The organism is Bacillus sp. FSL K6-0923, assembly GCF_038630825.1.
GTDB lineage: Bacteria > Bacillota > Bacilli > Bacillales > Bacillaceae > Bacillus > Bacillus pumilus.
On the sequence record NZ_CP152044.1, the window covers coordinates 3,302,254 to 3,321,741 of the forward strand.

The window sequence follows — 19,488 nt, forward strand, 5'->3', positions numbered from 1 at the left end:
ATGAGGGGGAACAAAATGAACAAATCGAAAAATCGCTGGCTCATCGCAACAAGTGCTGTGGGGATTCATTTATCTATTGGGTCTGTTTATGCTTGGAGTGTTTTTACGAATCCTTTACATCAAGCCTTTCAGTGGTCATTGACAGAAATAAGCCTGACCTTCAGTATTGCTATTTTATTTTTAGGATTATCTGCTGCTTTCATGGGACATTTCGTTGAAAGGTATGGTCCAAGGGCATCAGGGCTCTTCTCAGCCATTTTCTTCGGCATCGGAATGACAGGGTCAGGATTCGCTGTGCACATGTCCTCACTCCCTCTCCTCTATTTATTTTATGGTGTACTCGCTGGGATAGGATTAGGGGTAGGTTATATTGCACCTGTATCAACTTTAGTGAAATGGTTTCCGGACCGAAGAGGACTTGCAACTGGCTTAGCTATTATGGGTTTTGGATTTGCGTCTCTTATTTGCAGCCCAATTATCCAATATCTCATTGAAAAAGTAGATATCGCAAATACCTTTTACATTCTTGGAATTTCCTATTTTATGATCATGGTGATTTCATCTCTTTATTTATCACCACCAACACCTGATGACGTCAAACAATTTGACGTGTTAAAAACAAATCAAAGAAAAATCCCTCAGGATTTATCACAGCTTACAGCAAATGAAGCGATCAAAACACGACGTTTTTATTATTTGTGGCTCATGCTCTTTATTAATATCACATGCGGAATTGCCATTATTTCAGTAGCATCGCCTCTTGCTCAAGAAAGTGTTGGATTCACTGCAGGTGCTGCAGCTACCCTTGTTGGCATTTTAGGTGCTTTTAATGGTTTAGGACGGATTGGCTGGGCTTCCTTCTCAGATTATATCGGAAGGCCGAATACGTATACAATCTTCTTTAGTATCCAGCTCATTGCCTTTCCTTTACTTCCCTACTTAAAAGAACCACTCGTCTTTTCAATCGTGATGGCGATCATTTATACGTGCTATGGAGGAGGGTTTGCCTCAATTCCAGCCTATATTGGGGATTTATTTGGCACGAAACAACTTGGTGCCATACACGGTTATATTCTGACAGCTTGGGCAGCTGCTGGTTTAGCAGGACCTTTATTTTCATCCTTTATCCGGGATATAACAGGTAACTACACGCAGAGTCTGATGGTGTTCTCTGGCTTATTTTTCATCGCTTTTATCATATCTCTTCTCATCCGGAAGGATATTCAGCAGCTTAGAGAAACAAACCTTACTGCTACTTCTTCTATCTCATCCCGACCTTAATTTGAATTTGACAGAATCACAATCTAAAGGTAATTTTTAGATATGGAAACGCTTTATAAAGTAATAGGAGGGTGATGATATCATGGGGAAAACAAAACATAAGGGGCCTATTAAGCTTAATAAAAAACCCTCACCAAAGCTATGGGCTTCTTTTGCGCCTATGGGACTTGGAAAAGTAAAGCCGAAACACATTCGAGATACGATGAAAGTGGCTTGGGAGAACAAGGATAATCTCCCCTATGCATATCGTATTTTAACGCAAGGCGTGTGTGACGGCTGCGCCCTTGGTGTTTCAGGGTTATATGACCAAACGCTCGCAGGACCTCATATATGCACCACAAGACTAAATGTACTTCGTCTTAATACAATGCCAGCTATTGATCCAAAATGGTTTGAAGACATTCAACAGCTCAAACACATGGACAGCACCACTCTTCGCAAACTTGGCCGTATCCCTTATCCACTCATTCGAAAAAAAGGTGACAATGCCTTTACGCGTATTTCTTGGGATGATGCATTAGATCAAATCGCAGCTAAAATCAAATCAATTGATAAACGGCAGCTCGCTTTCTATTTAACAGCTAGAGGAATTACAAATGAAGTCTATTATACTGCGGCGAAGGCAGCTCGCTTTATCGGGACAAATCATATTGATAATGCGTCTCGCATTTGTCATTCACCGAGCAAAACCGCTCTTAAGCGGTCCCTTGGGATAGGAGCTTCCAGCTGTAATTACAACGATTGGATCGGAACAGATGTCTTAATTTTTTGGGGATCTGTCGCAGCAAACAATCAGCCCGTTTCAACTAAATATATGTATGCGGCGAAAAAGAAAGGAACCAAAATTATTGTCATCAATCCGTACAAAGAGCCTGCCATGGAAAAGTACTGGGTTCCCTCTATTCCAGAAAGTGCTTTATTCGGCACAAAAATCGCGGATGATTTCTATCAAGTCAATATAGGCGGCGATATTGCGTTTATGAACGGTGTCATCAAACATTGGTTTGACATGGAGCAGCACGCACCCCATTCCGCTCTTGATCATGAATTTATTCAAGCTCATACTACCGGCATACAGGATTTACAGCAGCATGTCGCACAATTAAAATGGGAAGACCTAGAGACATCATCAGGCTTATCAAAAGAAAGAATGAAGGAATTTGCCATCCTTCTTGCCAATGCCAATTCAGGCGTTTTCATTTGGAGCATGGGTCTTACTCAGCACCGCTTTGCAACTGATAATATATCACAGGTTGCCAACCTTGCTATGTTACGTGGATTTATTGGCAGGAAACATTGTGGTGTCATGCCAATTCGCGGGCATAGCGGTGTTCAAGGTTCTGGTGAAATGGGTGCTGACCCATTTGTTTTGCCGGGCAGTGATTTTGATGAGGAGAATATTGAAAGAATCGGAAAAATTTGGGGTTTTGACATTCCGAAGTGGCATGGTGACACTATTGGGCAATCATTTGAGAAAATGGCTCTCCCAAAAGAACATCCGCAAAAACTCAAAATGCTGTTTACGAGCGGCGGGAACTTTTTAGAAACGATGCCAAATCCAGATGCGATAGAAAAAGCTTTATCTGAGCTTGAACTTCGTGTCCATCAAGATATCATTTTGAATACCTCTACACTTGTAGAGGCAGAGGAGACAGTAATTGTTCTGCCTGCTATGACAAGATATGAACAGCCAGGCGGCGGTACATCCACTAGTACGGAACGCATGGTATATTTCAGTCCAGAAATTGAAGGTCCTCGGATTGAGGAAGCCAGAGCAGAATGGGATATTTATATTGATCTTGCAAAAAGAGTACGGCCAGAAGATGCTGAACTGATTCATTTCGAAACGGCTGAAGACATTCGCCGTGAGATTGCGATCGCAAATCGAAACTATGATGGCATCCAGCATTTACGTCATAAAGGAGACGTTTTTCAATGGGGAGGTGCCTGGCTATGTGAAGACGGAGAGTGTCCAACACCGGACGGCAAAGGACATCTTCTTCCTGCCCAACTGCCTCAATACCGAAAAACCGAGGGTCATTTTCATATTACGACAAGAAGAGGAAAGCAATTCAACTCCATGATCTATAGTGAAAAGGATGCCTTTAATGGTGGGAAGCGTCATTCTATCTTGATGAATGAAGATGATGCTAAAGAACTTTATGTCAAAGAAGGTGATCCAGTTGTTTTGTTTAATCAATATGGATCCTACCAAGGAGTCGCTCAATTTGGGGAGTTGAAACGTGGCAATATCGCTGTTTACTGGCCTGAAGGGAACGTTTTAATTCCAAAGGGTGTGTATGAGAGCTACTCACAGATTCCCGAATATAATACGGCGGCCATATTAGAAAAAGCTGAAACCTTTCATGCAAGAAAAGACCAGCACTACGTGGAGAAACGAATTGATGAATTAGAAACCACTTTGAATTGATCTTCACCTAAAAAAACAGCTGGGGAAAACAAATCCCCAGCCCCCATTCATATCCTACTGACCAAAAGTACTCGCTTCACTTTGTAGAATGTGATTCAATTCTTCGGCATTTGCAGCCGGTTGATATTGTCCACCGCCCGCTTTTGCAACAGACTTTAGACTTTTTGCTTCTTTTTCATTCACGTCAAAGCCGATGATATTAACAATGGTGTCAATTCCGCCTTCATGTAGTTCCTTTGCTGCTTGTGAAGGGCTTCCTCCACAAGTTTCTTTACCATCGCTGACGACATAGACAATATTTTTCCCATCAGCCTGGTGATCTTCAAAATCTTGCTTCGTATCTGTTAATGCTTTTGCAAGTGGTGTCCAGCCAGTTGGTTTATACACATTCAGAGCTTGCTGAAATGTTGATGATTCATATGATCCAAATCCATAAACGGCTTCAGAGCTTCCACAAGAAAGTTCTTTTCCAGCATTTTTATTGGTTCCTTCATGACCAAACACACGAAGAAGGACTTGTGTATCATCTGATAAAATACTTGCGAAGCTTTGAATAGAACGTTTGGCGATATCGATTTTCTTTTCGCCTTCAACTGATTGTGCCATGCTGCCGCTTAAATCAAGTAATATCACCACATGAGCTGGCTCCTGTTTTTTTGTCACAGCATGAGCTGGTGAAGAAAGAAGCAGGACAAGGCTAGCCAAAATAGTTAATACAATATTGCGTTTCATTTATAAAAACCTCCCTTTTTACATTTGTACAGAAAAAGAGAAACGAAAGCATACATCAATCGTTTCCCTTTTGTTCAGCAAGTTATTCGTGTAATTTTAATGATTCTGCTGACAGGATAGAACCCATTTCTTTACCAGTGCTTGCTTGGTAGTAATGGCCCTTACCAGCTTTGGCTACTTGCTTTAATTGACCTTCATAGCCATCGTTAAAGTCTAATCCAATGACATTAACAACAGTCGACCCTTTAGAGTTATGCAATTCTTTTGCTACTTTTACTGGATCTCCGCCACAAGTTTCTTCGCCATCAGTGATGAGGTACACAATATGTTTTGTACCATTATTAAGCTGTTCATCCGTTTGCTTTGCATCTTCAAGAGCACGAGCAATCGGTGTCCAGCCATTTGGTCCAAGTCCGTTTAATGAGTTTTCGAAGCTGTCTTTTTCGTAAGGCTGTACGCCATAAACGCCTCTAATGACTTCACATGATTGAGCTTTACCTGAATTTTTGTTGTTTCCTTCAGAGCCAAACAAACTCATACGAATTTTAGCGTCTTTTGGAAGTGACTGAGCAAATTTAAATACCTCTTGTTTAGCGAGGTCAAATTTGCGTTCTCCCTCTACTTTTCTTGCCATGCTTCCACTTGCATCAAGTAAAATGGTGACTCTTACATCTTTGTTATGTTTTTTGACTGTAGATGCTTTTGCAAATACTGGTGAAGAGATTGACATAGATAATGTCAATACAGCTAAGGTTACGAGTGTAAATACTTTTTTCAACATCATTTTTCCTTCCTCCCTATGTATTAAATTGAAACATCTTAATCGTAAAAGATTCTGTCTTGGAATGGTATAGGACTCGGTCCCTTTTTCTCTTTCATCAAAATCACTAAAAATCTGTCAGTTGTCTAGATACATTCACCCAACACATCATTTTTTCTCTTGTTTTCTCCTTCTTTCGAGGGGCTTTGTATCGGCCATCGGTGCTTGTCGGGACGTAAATGTTTAAGATTTCCTGAGGTGCGTCTTAAGTCGCAAATTGACACATTCTGTTCAAAACTCTTGAAACACACAAAAAAGATGCCCCATTCTGAGGCACCTTTGCTTTATTTTTTAGCCATATACGTGTTAAGAAAACGATCAGCTGGTTCAATTTGAATCCCTTTATAATAATGTTTCACGATAGCATCCACTTTTTTGCCTGACTGTGCCATATAATGCGCACCGTACTGACTCATTCCAACACCATGGCCATACCCTTTTGTCGTGATGATGATTTGCTGGCCTTGGCGTTCCCAAGTAAAGTCCGCTGAATGAAGTCCTAATGACTCTCGAATGTCTCTGCCTGTCAGTGTTTTACCGTTTATTACGGCTTTTGCTACTTGATTTCCTGGTGTCCGTTCTACTATCTGCCCTACCTGAGCCTGCTGAGTGAGCGTCACACCTAATTTTTGCTGAAATTCACTAACTGGGATGGTTTTCTTGTTTTGAAATTTTGGCGATTTTTCGTCCCATTTACTTGAGACACTTTTCAAATATGGGATTTCATTTTTCCAATAAGCTTCGGCATTTTCCGTTTTCCCGTTACTTGTTGAAAAGAATGAAGCATCAATTGGCTTCTCGTCATAAGTCAGCACTTTTCCTTGTGTGCTGGCAACAGCTTCTGTAACTTTTTTCAACTTCCAATTGTACGCCTTCCCCCAAATTTTCTTGAGTTCCTGCTTGTTTTTATACACCTGGAACATTTGGGTATCATCTACAAGAGAGCCTTTTGGTGATTTGACGGTCTTATCGATAATCATTTGTCTGACGATATACGTTCTTGCGGCGAGTGCCTGTGCCTTGAGTGCTTCCATCTCAAAATCAGCTGGCATTTCAGACGCTACGACACCGATCACATACTCTTCTAAGGGGATGTTTTCTACCTGCTGATGAGCAGAACGATAAACGGGGATAGCGACGGGTGATTGCTTCAATTTGACTGTACCCTTCACTTCTTTTTTAACTGATGGCTCCGCTGATACATGCTGGTTTGCCTCCGGTTTCCCTTGAAACGTCGGCAACACAAGTAAAGTTGGAATCATTAAAATAATGATGCATATTCCTGCGATTGTCCATATCATTGGTTTCATATTTGGCTGCCCCCATTTTCATTGAATCTCTTTTATCCTATGGGGAGGGACAAGCTAATATGACAGCTTCTTTCATTCAGTGGACAAGTCTTTTGATGAAGATAAGAGGCTGTTTATCAACTGATTTTACTGTTCGTCTGTATGAATAAAATTTAAGATGATTGGATACACTAATGATAAGCTTTAAAAATAAAGCAATCTATGATTCTAAAAAAAATCAGCATGCCCCATGGACACACTGATTTCTTTATGATTACGCGTTCAGATCTGATACAACTTGTTCTTGTGTCACATCTGCTGTTTCATCGTTTACTCTTTCAATATCTGCACCGATTGCTGCAAGCTTCTGGTGGAAGTTCACATATCCACGATCGATATGCTTCAACTCAGTGACACGTGTATGACCTTCTGCTACTAATCCAGCAAGTACAAGTGCTGCTCCAGCTCTTAAATCAGTCGCTGACACTTCAGCACCTTGAAGTTGAACCGGCCCATTGATAATGACAGAGCGACCCTCAATTTTAATATCACCATTCATACGGCGGAATTCTTCTGCATGCATAAAGCGGTTTTCAAATACCGTTTCTGTAATCATGCTTGTTCCGTTCGCACGAAGCAATAGCGCCATCATCTGAGATTGCATATCCGTTGGGAAACCAGGATGTGGCATTGTTTTTAGATCAATTGGCTTGAGCTCAGATGGTCCAATGACTCTTAAACCTTCTTCTTCTTCAATGATCTGAATACCCATTTCTTCCATTTTTGCTACAAGTGATGTCATGTGCTCTGGCACTGCGCCTTTCACAAGAACATTTCCTTCTGTAATGGCTGCTGCCACCATGAAAGTACCTGCTTCAATTCTGTCAGGGATGATGTTGTGTTTTGCACCGTGAAGTGTTTCCACACCTTCGATTTTGATTGTACCAGTACCAGCTCCGCGAACTTTACCGCCCATGGCATTGATGTAGTTTGCCAAATCAACAATTTCAGGTTCTTTTGCTACGTTTTCTAAAATCGTTGTTCCTTCAGCTAATGCTGCTGCCATAATGATGTTTTCAGTTGCGCCAACACTTGGGAAATCCAAATAGATTTTCGCACCTTTTAAACGGCCTTTGACTTCAGCCTCGATGAAACCATTTCCTACTTGAATTTTAGCTCCCATTGCTTCAAAGCCTTTTAAATGCTGGTCAATTGGTCTTGAACCAATCGCACAGCCTCCAGGTAATGCAACTCTTGCATGACCTGTTCTTGCTAAAAGTGGTCCCATGACGAGCACAGACGCTCGCATTTTACGGACATACTCAAACGGAGCCTCAGTTTCTAGTGCATGAGATGCATCCACTGATACTTCGTTATTTTCAAAATGTACTTCTGCTCCTAAATGACGTAACACTTCATTGATTGTATATACATCGGAGAGCGTAGGTACATCACAAATTACGCTTTTTTCTGTACTTGCTAACAAAGATGCAGCGATAACTGGTAAAACGGCATTTTTTGCTCCTTCTACTTTAACTGTGCCGTTTAACTTTTGACCGCCGCGGACGATGATTTTTTCCAAGGTCTTCCCCTCCGCGTCCCAAATTCTCTATATTAATATTCAGTCGTTACGATTGGTGTGCCAACCGTAATCGTATGATTTTCGTTCATTTCCGAACTTCTGATGGCAATTTGAACATTCATTTTATCATTTGAAGTCATAATGAACTGTTCCCACTTATCTGTGTAAGCGGAAAGCGACACAAAATTAGACTCAACGAGATACTCAACTGGTTTTGCTTGAAATTCATTTCCTAACATTTCAGCTTTTTTTTGCAAAACAACATCCATCATACCATTTACATGACCATCGAGACAAGTAAAAATTACAAATTTCTCTTGTAATATGCTTTTTGCATGACGTACGAACTGATCATATGTATGCTTCCAGGTATTCAGTGGGCGAGCACCTTTTTGCTCATATAATAAATACGACTTTTGATTGGATTTTGTGTCGGTCTTCACGAGTAAAATTTTCGATAATGTATCATTTTTTTCATCTTTGTAAATTCCTGTGACTTTGGTGACATGTTGTTCTTCTTTTTCGGTCCACTCATACTGTCGTAGTTCGTCTTTGAAACGTTTCACTTTTTTTGAAAATTGTTCGGATGAAATGTTTACATTTGTTTTGGCGTGAAGAGTCCATGCATCTACTTCAATTTGCTGGTTGTTCAGACCTTCTGCTATTTGGGCGAGCGGAGAAGATTCTTCCGCACGAACACCTTGAATCATCAGAACAAAAAAAAGAATAAACGCAAATAATGGCCAACCTTTTATATACTTTCTCACTTCTCATTCCCCCTTGCTACAAGTGTTGCCGCAAGGAGGTCTATGCATACGTGGAAAAGTCATCAAAGGCCATACTTTTGACACTTCTTTTTACGTTCCCGCATAAGGCAGTGACCAAACCTTTTATGTTAGAACATATAAGGGATTTGTCTGGAGAAATTTAAGTAATCAAGGAAGAAATTGCTGACTGCAGATGCAATAGCAATGGTAATGAGCATCATCAGCAATCTTGCCTGAATGATTTTCCCTTTTTTAATTAGTGGGTCAATATTTACGGCAAGCAATGCCCACCATGTAATCGCAATAAAAAACAGGTGGATCACAATACTCACGATTGCGTGTTGTCCTACGTCTTCCATACAGTTGAATCCTCCTTTTATTTATTTCTGTAAAGGAAAACTCCCTTTCATTATATCCGCGAAAATCGGAAAGATGAATCATTTGGAAAAAAGAGCTACATTTAGAGTAAATCCCCTCTTATCCTGGTGCCAAGGAGATGATATACTGCGTGTGGAAGGAGCTGTACACATTGAAAGATTCTTTTCCTGACTTTGTTGATTTGTACGGAGAACTGGTTCCCTCATTTGATCATGAATGGGAGGCCATTGCTTTCTACTTTGATTATAGACAGACACAGCTAGAAGAATTAGCGCAATTGTGTCATTTTCATAACATTTCTTTGGATTATTCTGAGGAGAGCCTGTATCAGTTAGAAACACTTTACTTTGATGCATTTACCAAGCAGTTGTTTGCTGAGTGGAAAATGCCAATAGATGCATTAGAAGCGATGATGAGTGTATATATGGGAGAGGTTGTCCTCCGTCATCATTCAGATGCTGACTGGGTGGTACGTCCTTATATGGACTCTCCGCATCAATATACGCTGGGTTTGCGCCGGCACAATAAAACGTGGCATAGTACGCAGTTTTGCGAGCACTTATATCTTGAAAAACAGGATTCTCACCCGTATGTGTCAATGTACCAATCCCTCATGTCATTCTAAAAAAAATCCTTCTTATCATTGTGATAAGAAGGATTTTCTGTTTTATTTCCCTGCTACATTTAAACGGTTTAACGCCCGTTTTAATGCGAGTTCCGCCCGGCGTACATCACTTTCATTCGGGTGGTTCAAATGCTCTTCAGCACGCTGTTTCGCTGATTTCGCACGATCGACATCAACTTTATCTGATGTTTCAGCGGCCTGAGCAAGAATGGTTACTTGTTCAGGGCGAACTTCAACAAATCCGCCACTTACTGCAACCAATTCAGTTGATCCACTATGTTTTAAGCGAACTGCACCGATTTTTAGCGGAGCAACCATTGGAACGTGGCCAGCTAAAATACCAAGCTCACCGCTTTCTGCTCTCACACTGACCATTTCCACATCCGCTTGATACACTGGGCCGTCGGGAGTAACGATATTGACTTGAACGGTCTTCATGCTTTTACCCTCCTAAGGACCAGATTAGGCCTCTACACCCATCTCTTTGGCTTTTTCAACCACTTCTTCAATGCGTCCAACTAAGCGGAATGCATCTTCTGGAAGGTGATCGTATTTACCAGATAAGATTTCCTTGAAGCCTTTAACAGTTTCTTTCAATGGCACGTAAGAACCTTTTTGGCCAGTGAACTGCTCTGCTACGTGGAAGTTTTGAGATAGGAAGAATTGAACACGACGCGCTCTATGTACAACAAGCTTATCGTCCTCTGATAATTCATCCATACCTAAAATGGCAATGATATCTTGTAGTTCTTTATAACGCTGCAATGTTTGCTGCACTTCACGCGCAATGGCATAGTGCTCTTCGCCAACGATCTCAGGTGCAAGTGCACGAGATGTTGAAGCAAGAGGATCAACCGCTGGGTAAATACCCATTTCAGTCAGCTTACGCTCAAGGTTTGTCGTTGCATCAAGGTGAGCGAACGTTGTTGCTGGAGCTGGATCCGTGTAGTCATCCGCAGGTACATAGATCGCTTGAATCGATGTAACCGATCCTACGTTTGTAGACGTGATACGCTCTTGCAGCTGACCCATTTCTGTTGCAAGTGTCGGCTGATAACCTACCGCTGAAGGCATACGTCCAAGAAGGGCTGATACTTCAGAACCTGCTTGTGTAAAACGATAGATGTTATCGATGAAGAACAATACGTCTTGACCTAGTTCATCACGGAAATGCTCTGCCATTGTCAAACCAGTTAGGGCAACACGCATACGTGCACCTGGTGGCTCGTTCATTTGTCCGAAGACCATGGCTGTTTTTTCAATAACACCAGAATCTTTCATTTCGTAGTAAAGGTCGTTTCCTTCACGTGTACGCTCTCCAACACCAGCGAATACAGAAATACCGCCGTGTTCTTGTGCGATGTTGTTGATCAATTCTTGAATCAGAACGGTTTTACCTACACCGGCTCCACCGAATAGACCGATCTTTCCGCCCTTGATGTAAGGAGCAAGAAGATCAACAACTTTAATACCCGTTTCAAGAATTTCAACTTCTGTAGAAAGTTGATCAAAAGAAGGCGCTTGTCTGTGGATTGGATCTCTTTGAGCTTCCACACCAAGTGGCTCATCTAAGTCAATGTTATCTCCCAGTACGTTGAATACACGTCCAAGTGTTACGTTACCAACTGGTACTGAAATTGGTTTTCCAAGGTCTACAGCTTCCATACCACGCTTCACACCATCTGTTGAAGCCATTGCGATGGTTCTCACTGTATCGTCACCTAAATGTAGTGCTACTTCTAAAGTTAAGTCGATATCAACTTCACTTTCACTTTCCGCTTTATGCGAAACTCTGATCGCATTATAAATCTCAGGCAAGTGACCATCTTCAAAACGAACGTCTACGACTGGTCCCATGATCTGACTGATGCGTCCTGTTTTCATTGCATTCCCTCCTGACAATTATTTCTATTCTAAGGCAGCTGCTCCGCCGACAATTTCTGTAATCTCTTGTGTAATTGCTGCTTGACGAGCACGGTTGTAAGAGAGTGTCAGGCTGTCGATCAATTCCTTTGCGTTGTCTGTTGCACTCTTCATTGCTGTCATCCTTGCAGCATGTTCACTTGCTTTACTGTCAAGAAGCGCACCGAAAATCAAACTCTCTGCATATTGAGGAAGGAGAACTTCAAGAATTTCTTCTTCAGAAGGCTCAAACTCATAAGATGCGGAACGTTTATTAGGTGTCGCTGCGGCCGAAATGTCCGTTAGCGGCAATAATTTCTTCTCTGTTACTTCTTGTGAAATGGCACTGACAAAGTGGTTATAGAACATGTAAAGTTCGTCAAACGCTTCATCAGAGAACATTTGAACTGTACTGCTTGCTAATTCTTTAATATCAGCAAACGCTACTTCGTCTCCAAGCCCTGTTACTTCAGAAATAACTGGAATACCGCGCTTTTTGAAGAAGTCGCGTCCGATTTTACCAATCACAATTACCGCATATTCATCAGCTGACTGATGACGAGATTGAATGGTTTGGTAAGCGGCACGCAAAATCGAGCTGTTAAAAGGTCCTGCAAGTCCTCGATCAGATGTAATGACGAGATATCCTGTTTTCTTGACAGGTCTTGAAAGAAGCATTGGGTGCTTAGCACTTGTTCCAGTTGCGATTGCAGCAACCACTTCCTGGATTTTCTCCATGTAAGGAACAAAAGACTTCGCATTGTTTTCAGCACGATTCAGTTTCGCAGCTGATACCATTTGCATCGCTTTTGTGATCTGACTCGATTTTTTCGTTGACGTGATCCTTGACTTTATATCGCGTAATGAGGCCAAAGATTTCACCACCTTTTTTCAGGAATCCGTGTTCATTTACGTGAAAAGAGAGAAAAAGAGAATCTTTTTCTCTCGGAAAGATTACTAATTAGTTGCTTGGTGCAAACGTACGTTTAAAGCCTTCGATGGCTGTATTCCACTCTTCATCAGCAGGCATGTTTCCTGTTTGAGAGATCGTGTCAAACAAGCCTTTATGGTTTTCTTCAATGTACATGAATAACTCAGCTTCGAAACGTTTGACATCAGCAACCGCCACATCGTCTAAGTATCCTCTTGTGAGTGCATAAAGAATCGCTACTTGTTTTTCAACTTTAAGCGGTTTGTTCAAGTCTTGTTTTAAGACTTCAACAGTTCTAGCACCACGGTTTAATTTTGCTTGAGTCGCTTGGTCTAGATCAGATCCAAATTGAGCGAATGCTTCAAGCTCACGATAAGAAGCAAGATCCAGACGAAGTGTACCTGCTACCTTTTTCATCGCTTTGATTTGTGCAGAACCACCTACACGGGATACAGACAATCCTGCGTTTACTGCTGGACGTACGCCTGAGAAGAAGAGGTCAGATTGTAAGAAGATCTGTCCATCTGTGATTGAAATAACGTTTGTTGGGATATATGCAGAGATATCGCCAGCTTGCGTTTCTACGAAAGGCAATGCTGTGATAGAACCGCCACCCTTTGCGTCACTAAGCTTCGCTGCACGCTCTAATAAACGAGAGTGAAGATAGAAAACATCACCAGGGAATGCCTCACGACCTGGAGGACGACGAAGCAATAATGAAAGCTCACGGTAAGCTGCCGCTTGTTTAGAAAGGTCATCATATACAACAAGAACGTGCTTGCCGTTATACATGAATTCCTCACCCATCGTTACACCTGCATAAGGAGCAAGGTAAAGAAGTGGAGCTGGCTGTGATGCAGAAGCTGTGACTACAATTGTGTAATCAAGCGCACCATGCTTACGAAGTGTTTCAACAACACCACGAACCGTTGATTCCTTTTGTCCGATCGCTACATAAATACAGATCATGTCTTGATCTTTTTGGTTAAGGATCGTATCAATTGCAACAGATGTTTTACCTGTTTGACGGTCACCAATGATCAATTCACGCTGTCCGCGTCCGATTGGAATCAAGGCATCAATTGCTTTAATCCCTGTTTGAAGCGGCTCATGTACAGATTTACGATCCATAACGCCTGGCGCTTCACTTTCGATTGGACGAGTTTTGCTTGTTAAAATTGGACCTAGTCCATCAACAGGCTGACCAAGTGGGTTCACAATACGTCCGATTAACTCTTCACCTACTGGAACCTCCATGATACGACCTGTACGTTTTACATCGTCACCTTCGCGGATATCTTTGTAAGGTCCTAAAATAACGATACCTACGTTAGACTCCTCAAGGTTTTGAGCCATACCCATTACACCGTTAGAGAACTCAACCAGCTCTCCTGCCATAATGTTGTCAAGGCCATGTACACGCGCGATACCGTCCCCTACTTGGATGACTGTACCGACATCTTTTACTTCAATTTCAGATTGATAGTTTTGGATTTGCTGCTTTATCAGCGCGCTAATCTCTTCAGCTTTGATACTCACTAAGGTTTCACCCCTTCTAACGATTTTCGCCTGCAAGCTGACGTTCAATGCGGGAAAGCTTTCCGCTGACACTGCCGTCATAAATGCGGTTTCCGATACGGATTTTCACTCCGCCTATTAGATCCTTGTCAATCACATTTTCAACACGCAGTGATGTGACTCCGGCTTTTTTGGCAAATACTTCAGATAAAGATTGAATTTCAGCACCGCTCAGCGGTTTCACTGAATACACGATCGCATCGTCTATTTGTTTCGTGCGGTTTGCCAGTTTCACAAACTCAGACGTCATTTCAGAGAAAATATTCGTGCGTCCGCGGTCAATCAATAAATACATTGTGTGCAATACATGTGTGGAAACACCTTTGAAAGCTTCTGCAATCAAATGTTTCTTTTTGTCTGCCGTAATCTTTGGATGAACAAGAAAGTCATTCAACTCTTGGTCAGCCTTTAGAACTTTTTTGATCTCATTCAGCTCTTTTTCAGTTTCGTCTACTGCCGAAGAAGCAAGAACGATGTCAAAAAGAGCAGAAGCGTAACGCTTAGAGACAATAGTCACGCTCATCGGCTTTCGCCTGCCTCTTTAAGATACTCTTGAATCAATTTCTCTTGTGCTTGCTCATCAAGTTCTCTTTCAATCACTTTAGATGCAATAAGTACAGATAGTGATGCAACCTGCTCGCGCAGTGCTGCCACAGCTTGTTCTTTTTCTTTCACGATTTCAGTTCTAGCAGACTCTTTCAAGCGTTCTGACTCTTGACGTGCTGCTTGAATGATCTCTTCTTTTTGTTTCTCACCAATCTTTTTCGCATTTTCGATGAGTGTATGTGATTCTTCGCGTGCTTCTTTCAATAAGACACGTTGTTCTTCAAGAAGCTTTTCAGCTTGAACGTGCTTTTGTTCAGCACTTGAAATTTCATTTCCTATATAATCTTCACGCTGTTTCATAATCCCTAATAAAGGCTTAAGCGCAAATTTCTTTAAAAGTGCAAGCAAGATGAGCATAGCGATCAGCTGGAATATCATATCCCCGGCATTGAAACTTAAGCCACCTGCTCCTAAAACCACTGGTAACTGAGACATTTAGTACGGCAACTCCCTTCTTTAAATAATATGTTAAGAAACAAAACATAAAGGAATGGCGAAGTTTCGAACTAATCTGATCTTCGCCATTAAAATTCATATTAGAACGCTTCTCACATATTAACCAAAGAATGCCAAGAATGCGATAACGACAGCGATAATTGGAAGTGCCTCAACTAAAGCTACCCCGATGAACATAAGAGTTCTTAGTTCTCTACCAGCTTCTGGCTGACGAGCGATTCCTTCAACTGTTTTAGATACGATTAGACCGTTACCAATACCTGCTCCTAGTGCTCCCAAACCGATTGCAATTGCTGCTGCTATTAAATTCATTAAAAAGCTCCTCCTTTAAAATAACGTCCTTTTTGGACTCTCAATTTTTTAGTGTTCGTCGCTGACTTTATGAGAAATGTACACCATTGTCAGCATGGTGAAGATAAATGCTTGGATTGTTCCGACAAACAAACTGAATGCCTGCCATACAATCATTGGCACGATGGCACCTAATGTACCAACGATACCAAGCGCAATGTTTTGCGTGTAGAAATTGGTCGCTAGTCCTGCAAGCAAACCAAGAAGAATCTCTCCAGCAAAAATGTTTCCATAAAGACGCAAACCAAGTGTTAGCGTGTTTGCAAATTCTTCAATTAGTTTCAATGGTACTAAAAGCGGAATTGGTCTAAAGTAGTCTTTCGTATATTCCTTGACTCCTTTTGCCTTGACACCGTAATAATGTGTCAAGCCCATGACCATAATCGCTAGTGTCATTGTGATTGCAGGGTCTGCTGTTGGTGATTTCCACCACAAGTTGTGATCGACCGTAATCGAAAATGGCAGTCCAAGCATGTTTGAAACAAATATGTACATGAGTAATGTAACGCCTAGCGCTAGAAATGGGGCTCCTGTTTTCATGTCCATCGAACTACCTATGATATTTCGAACAAAATCAACAATCCATTCCATGAAGTTCTGCGCCTTTGTCGGACGTATAGACAGAACACGAGTAGTCAGCACCGCTATGAGAAGAACGATGATACTAGCAATCGTAATCATGAGAACATTGGATAAGTTGAACGTTAACCCTAAAAATTCTGTCGTTTTTGAACTGTGACCCAAAGAGTATTCACCTCTCTTCCATAGTAGAACGTTTAAGTTGAATGAAGGAATCTATCATAATGACAGGATATATTGTCATTAATCCTATAACAACACCTGCCAGATGAACTTCATTAGGGTAACGCCAAGCAATCGCTACTGCGAGAATTGCGTTGGCCCACCTGGCTGTACTTCCCATTGAACGAATGGATTTTCCTTTTTTAACCGCTCGATCAAAAGCATGCATTCTCCGTATAAGAAGGAATAAATTAAAGAAAGCAAAAATTGTGCCGATAATCAAACCAAGAAACAGTGGTTTAAAACCAGGCATGGCATAGCCAAACACAAAAATTGCCAATAGATAGAACATGTATTTACTCTGTCTGCGGAAAATCGCGTTTGGATCGTTCATTCATCTGACTCCCGATGAAAAATATTGTAAAAAAGGTGATAAATGGTGATGAAAACTGCGTAGAAGACGCTTATGATAAGCAGTCCTGTTCGAAAAAAATCAATCACCCATCGGTCTAATTGCACAATCAGACTTGAAATCTAAAGATCTATGGGATGTTGCTTCATTCGCTGATACAAACCCTGATAATTAAAGGGTTCACAATGAGGATTAGTAGAGTGCTATAGGCTATGAAAACCTTACCATAATACCCTCGTTTAGCATACAATAGCGTCTATGATGTGTCAATCCGTTGAAAGTTAAAAAACTTTTCTATAATGATAGAGCACACAAAATGTTCACAATTTCATCAAACTTTAGGAGACACGTGACATTCATTGAAAAAAACAGCTAATGTTCAGTATACATTGATTTTTCTAAGAACGATATCAACCGTTTGTCATATATTTCAAAAAGCCCACATGCACGTTTGCATGTGGGCTTTTATTAAAACATGTTATTTCGTTCCATACATACGGTCACCGGCATCACCAAGACCTGGAATAATGTAACCTTTTTCGTTTAATTTCTCATCTAATGCTGCAATGTAGATATCAACGTCAGGATGATGCTTTTGCATTTCTTCTACACCTTCAGGAGCAGCAATCAGACACATGAAGCGAATGTTTTTCGCCCCGCGTTTTTTCAAGCTGTTCAATGCTTCGACTGCTGAACCTCCAGTTGCAAGCATTGGATCTACTACGATAAATTCACGCTCTTCCACATCAGATGGAAGCTTCACATAATATTCAACAGGCTTTAATGTTTTCGGATCACGGTATAAACCGACATGTCCCACTTTAGCAGCTGGAATGAGTTTTAAAATCCCGTCCACCATTCCAAGACCAGCTCTTAAAATTGGCACAACACCGAGTTTCTTCCCTGAGATCACGTTTGATTTCGCTACTTGTACAGGTGTTTCTACATCTACCTCTTCAAGCGGTAAGTCTCTTGTGATTTCAAATGCCATTAATGTTGCGACTTCATCCACTAGCTCTCTAAATTCTTTTGTTCCTGTATGAACGTCACGAATATATGTAAGTTTGTGTTGAATAAGCGGGTGATCAAATACATAAACCTTTGCCATAGCTTGCTACAACTCCTTTTCTGTCATCTTCCGGTGAACTTTGCACACTTCCTACAATTCTACATAAAAAGACATCATCTTTCAATATGATTCGCAAATCCTACAAAAAAAACCCACATGCCAAAAATAGGCAAATGGGTCTGCTTTTTAATAATCTAATTCGTTATATAGAGGGAAGCGGGCAGTTAGATCAGATACACGCTTTTTCGCTTCTTCTAATTTCGCTTCATCTTCATGATGTTTGAGAGCAAGCGCAATAATGGAACCGACTTCTTTCATTGCTTCTTGATCGAAACCGCGGCTTGTCACTGCTGCTGTACCAACACGTACACCACTTGTGACAAAAGGTTTTTCTGGATCATAAGGAATCGCATTTTTGTTCACTGTAATACCAATTTCATCAAGAACATTTTCTGCAATTTTCCCTGTGATGCCAAGAGAACGTAAGTCGATAAGAACAAGATGGTTATCCGTTCCACCAGACACAAGCTGAATATCTTCAGATAAAAGGGTTTCAGCTAGCTGCTTTGCATTGTCAATGACGTTTTGTGCATATGTTTTAAAATCTCCGTTCAATACTTCACCGAAAGAAACAGCTTTTGCAGAGATGACATGCATCAGCGGTCCACCTTGAATACCAGGGAAGATCGATTTGTCGATCTTTTTCCCAAACTCTTCACGGCATAGAATCATTCCGCCGCGAGGTCCACGCAATGTTTTATGAGTCGTCGTTGTCACAAAATCTGCATAAGGAACTGGATTTGGATGAAGACCTACTGCAACAAGACCTGCAATGTGAGCCATGTCGACCATAAAGTAAGCACCGACTTCATCCGCAATCTCACGGAACTTTTTGAAATCAATTTGACGTGGGTATGCACTTGCACCCGCAACAATTAGCTTCGGCTTATGTTCACGTGCTTTTTCAAGTACATCTTGATAGTCGATATGCTGCGTTTCTTTATCAACACCATATTCTACAAAGTTGTACTGTACACCACTAAAGTTAACAGGGCTTCCGTGTGTTAAATGCCCGCCATGTGACAAGTTCATACCTAGCACTGTATCGCCATGCTCAAGAATGGTAAAGTATACGGCCATATTCGCTTGAGCACCTGAGTGAGGCTGTACGTTCACATACTCAGCACCAAAAATTTCTTTTGCGCGGTCACGTGCGATATCTTCTACAACGTCTACATGTTCACAGCCGCCATAGTAGCGTTTACCAGGGTAACCTTCTGCATATTTGTTTGTTAATACAGAGCCTTGTGCTTCCATGACTGCTTCGCTTACAAAGTTTTCTGATGCAATTAATTCAATTTTGTCCTGCTGGCGTTTCCGCTCTAGTTGAATTGCCTTGAATACTTGTGCGTCTTGCTCAGGTAAATGTTTCATCAGCGAAATCCTCTCCAATCTATTTCCATTCGATGTTTTCACCATCTCATTGTACACGGTTTTTAAGTGAAATGTAAAAGTTTTTTTGGGAAATCGACTTCTT

General features: G+C 41.3%; 20 protein-coding genes. 3 read left to right on the forward strand and 17 right to left on the reverse strand.

The window, feature by feature from the left end:
* Positions 1 to 15: 15 nt before the first annotated feature.
* Positions 16 to 1,281, forward strand: coding sequence for an OFA family MFS transporter (locus MHI16_RS16960; RefSeq protein ID WP_058013483.1), 1,266 nt, complete (start codon positions 16 to 18; stop codon positions 1,279 to 1,281).
* An 82-nt stretch (positions 1,282 to 1,363) separates the two neighbouring features.
* Complete coding sequence (locus tag MHI16_RS16965) at positions 1,364 to 3,712, forward strand: FdhF/YdeP family oxidoreductase (RefSeq protein WP_342498023.1); 2,349 nt, start codon at positions 1,364 to 1,366, stop codon at positions 3,710 to 3,712.
* A 54-nt stretch (positions 3,713 to 3,766) separates the two neighbouring features.
* On the opposite strand, the gene MHI16_RS16970 is transcribed toward MHI16_RS16965, so the two are convergent.
* From MHI16_RS16970 to MHI16_RS16995, 6 genes are all read right to left on the reverse strand, one after another.
* The gene (locus MHI16_RS16970) at positions 3,767 to 4,444 is read right to left on the reverse strand and encodes a VWA domain-containing protein (RefSeq protein WP_268497450.1); all 678 of its coding nucleotides are present in this window, start codon (positions 4,442 to 4,444) and stop codon (positions 3,767 to 3,769) included.
* Between the two features lie 82 nt (positions 4,445 to 4,526).
* Positions 4,527 to 5,225: a VWA domain-containing protein gene (locus MHI16_RS16975; RefSeq protein ID WP_081042276.1), complete on the reverse strand. Its 699-nt coding sequence runs from the start codon at positions 5,223 to 5,225 to the stop codon at positions 4,527 to 4,529.
* Positions 5,226 to 5,548: 323 nt separating this feature from the next.
* The gene (gene spoIID, locus MHI16_RS16980; protein WP_058013480.1) at positions 5,549 to 6,574 is read right to left on the reverse strand and encodes a stage II sporulation protein D; all 1,026 of its coding nucleotides are present in this window, start codon (positions 6,572 to 6,574) and stop codon (positions 5,549 to 5,551) included.
* Between the two features lie 253 nt (positions 6,575 to 6,827).
* A complete protein-coding gene (gene murA, locus MHI16_RS16985; protein WP_034660278.1) occupies positions 6,828 to 8,135 on the reverse strand; it encodes a UDP-N-acetylglucosamine 1-carboxyvinyltransferase in 1,308 nt (435 codons plus the stop codon).
* Positions 8,136 to 8,167: 32 nt separating this feature from the next.
* Complete coding sequence (locus tag MHI16_RS16990; RefSeq protein WP_342498024.1) at positions 8,168 to 8,902, reverse strand: YwmB family TATA-box binding protein; 735 nt, start codon at positions 8,900 to 8,902, stop codon at positions 8,168 to 8,170.
* A gap of 128 nt (positions 8,903 to 9,030) precedes the next feature.
* Positions 9,031 to 9,261 carry a DUF1146 family protein gene (locus MHI16_RS16995; protein ID WP_342498025.1) on the reverse strand — a complete coding sequence of 77 codons (231 nt, stop codon included), beginning with the start codon at positions 9,259 to 9,261 and terminating at the stop codon, positions 9,031 to 9,033.
* A 170-nt stretch (positions 9,262 to 9,431) separates the two neighbouring features.
* Here MHI16_RS16995 and MHI16_RS17000 point away from each other — a divergent pair, with 170 nt between their 5' ends.
* Positions 9,432 to 9,905, forward strand: a complete 474-nt coding sequence (locus MHI16_RS17000) for a hypothetical protein (protein WP_034620330.1) — start codon at positions 9,432 to 9,434, stop codon at positions 9,903 to 9,905.
* Between the two features lie 42 nt (positions 9,906 to 9,947).
* Here the strand turns inward: MHI16_RS17000 and MHI16_RS17005 are convergent, their stop codons facing one another.
* From MHI16_RS17005 to glyA, 11 genes are all read right to left on the reverse strand, one after another.
* Entirely contained in the window at positions 9,948 to 10,343 is a 396-nt protein-coding gene (locus tag MHI16_RS17005) for a F0F1 ATP synthase subunit epsilon (RefSeq protein ID WP_003214592.1), read from the reverse strand.
* Between the two features lie 24 nt (positions 10,344 to 10,367).
* Positions 10,368 to 11,789, reverse strand: coding sequence for a F0F1 ATP synthase subunit beta (gene atpD, locus MHI16_RS17010; RefSeq protein ID WP_012011546.1), 1,422 nt, complete (start codon positions 11,787 to 11,789; stop codon positions 10,368 to 10,370).
* A 24-nt stretch (positions 11,790 to 11,813) separates the two neighbouring features.
* On the reverse strand, positions 11,814 to 12,680 hold the full coding sequence (locus MHI16_RS17015) for a F0F1 ATP synthase subunit gamma (RefSeq protein WP_012011547.1): 867 nt from the start codon (positions 12,678 to 12,680) through the stop codon (positions 11,814 to 11,816).
* A gap of 88 nt (positions 12,681 to 12,768) precedes the next feature.
* Positions 12,769 to 14,277, reverse strand: a complete 1,509-nt coding sequence (atpA, locus tag MHI16_RS17020) for a F0F1 ATP synthase subunit alpha (protein ID WP_012011548.1) — start codon at positions 14,275 to 14,277, stop codon at positions 12,769 to 12,771.
* Positions 14,278 to 14,293: 16 nt separating this feature from the next.
* On the reverse strand, positions 14,294 to 14,839 hold the full coding sequence (locus MHI16_RS17025; protein ID WP_012011549.1) for a F0F1 ATP synthase subunit delta: 546 nt from the start codon (positions 14,837 to 14,839) through the stop codon (positions 14,294 to 14,296).
* Positions 14,836 to 15,357 (reverse strand): F0F1 ATP synthase subunit B, encoded by a 522-nt coding sequence (gene atpF, locus MHI16_RS17030; RefSeq protein WP_003214532.1) that lies wholly within the window; start codon positions 15,355 to 15,357, stop codon positions 14,836 to 14,838. Before atpF ends, MHI16_RS17025 begins: the two co-directional genes overlap by 4 nt.
* A 120-nt stretch (positions 15,358 to 15,477) precedes the next feature.
* Positions 15,478 to 15,690 (reverse strand): F0F1 ATP synthase subunit C, encoded by a 213-nt coding sequence (gene atpE, locus MHI16_RS17035; RefSeq protein WP_003214968.1) that lies wholly within the window; start codon positions 15,688 to 15,690, stop codon positions 15,478 to 15,480.
* Between the two features lie 48 nt (positions 15,691 to 15,738).
* Complete coding sequence (atpB, locus tag MHI16_RS17040) at positions 15,739 to 16,473, reverse strand: F0F1 ATP synthase subunit A (protein WP_003215198.1); 735 nt, start codon at positions 16,471 to 16,473, stop codon at positions 15,739 to 15,741.
* A 7-nt stretch (positions 16,474 to 16,480) separates the two neighbouring features.
* Positions 16,481 to 16,864 carry an ATP synthase subunit I gene (locus MHI16_RS17045; protein ID WP_003215321.1) on the reverse strand — a complete coding sequence of 128 codons (384 nt, stop codon included), beginning with the start codon at positions 16,862 to 16,864 and terminating at the stop codon, positions 16,481 to 16,483.
* 496 nt (positions 16,865 to 17,360) lie between these two features.
* The gene (gene upp / locus MHI16_RS17050) at positions 17,361 to 17,990 is read right to left on the reverse strand and encodes a uracil phosphoribosyltransferase (RefSeq protein WP_003214553.1); all 630 of its coding nucleotides are present in this window, start codon (positions 17,988 to 17,990) and stop codon (positions 17,361 to 17,363) included.
* 147 nt (positions 17,991 to 18,137) lie between these two features.
* A complete protein-coding gene (gene glyA / locus MHI16_RS17055; RefSeq protein ID WP_012011552.1) occupies positions 18,138 to 19,385 on the reverse strand; it encodes a serine hydroxymethyltransferase in 1,248 nt (415 codons plus the stop codon).
* Between the last annotated feature and the right edge of the window lie 103 nt (positions 19,386 to 19,488).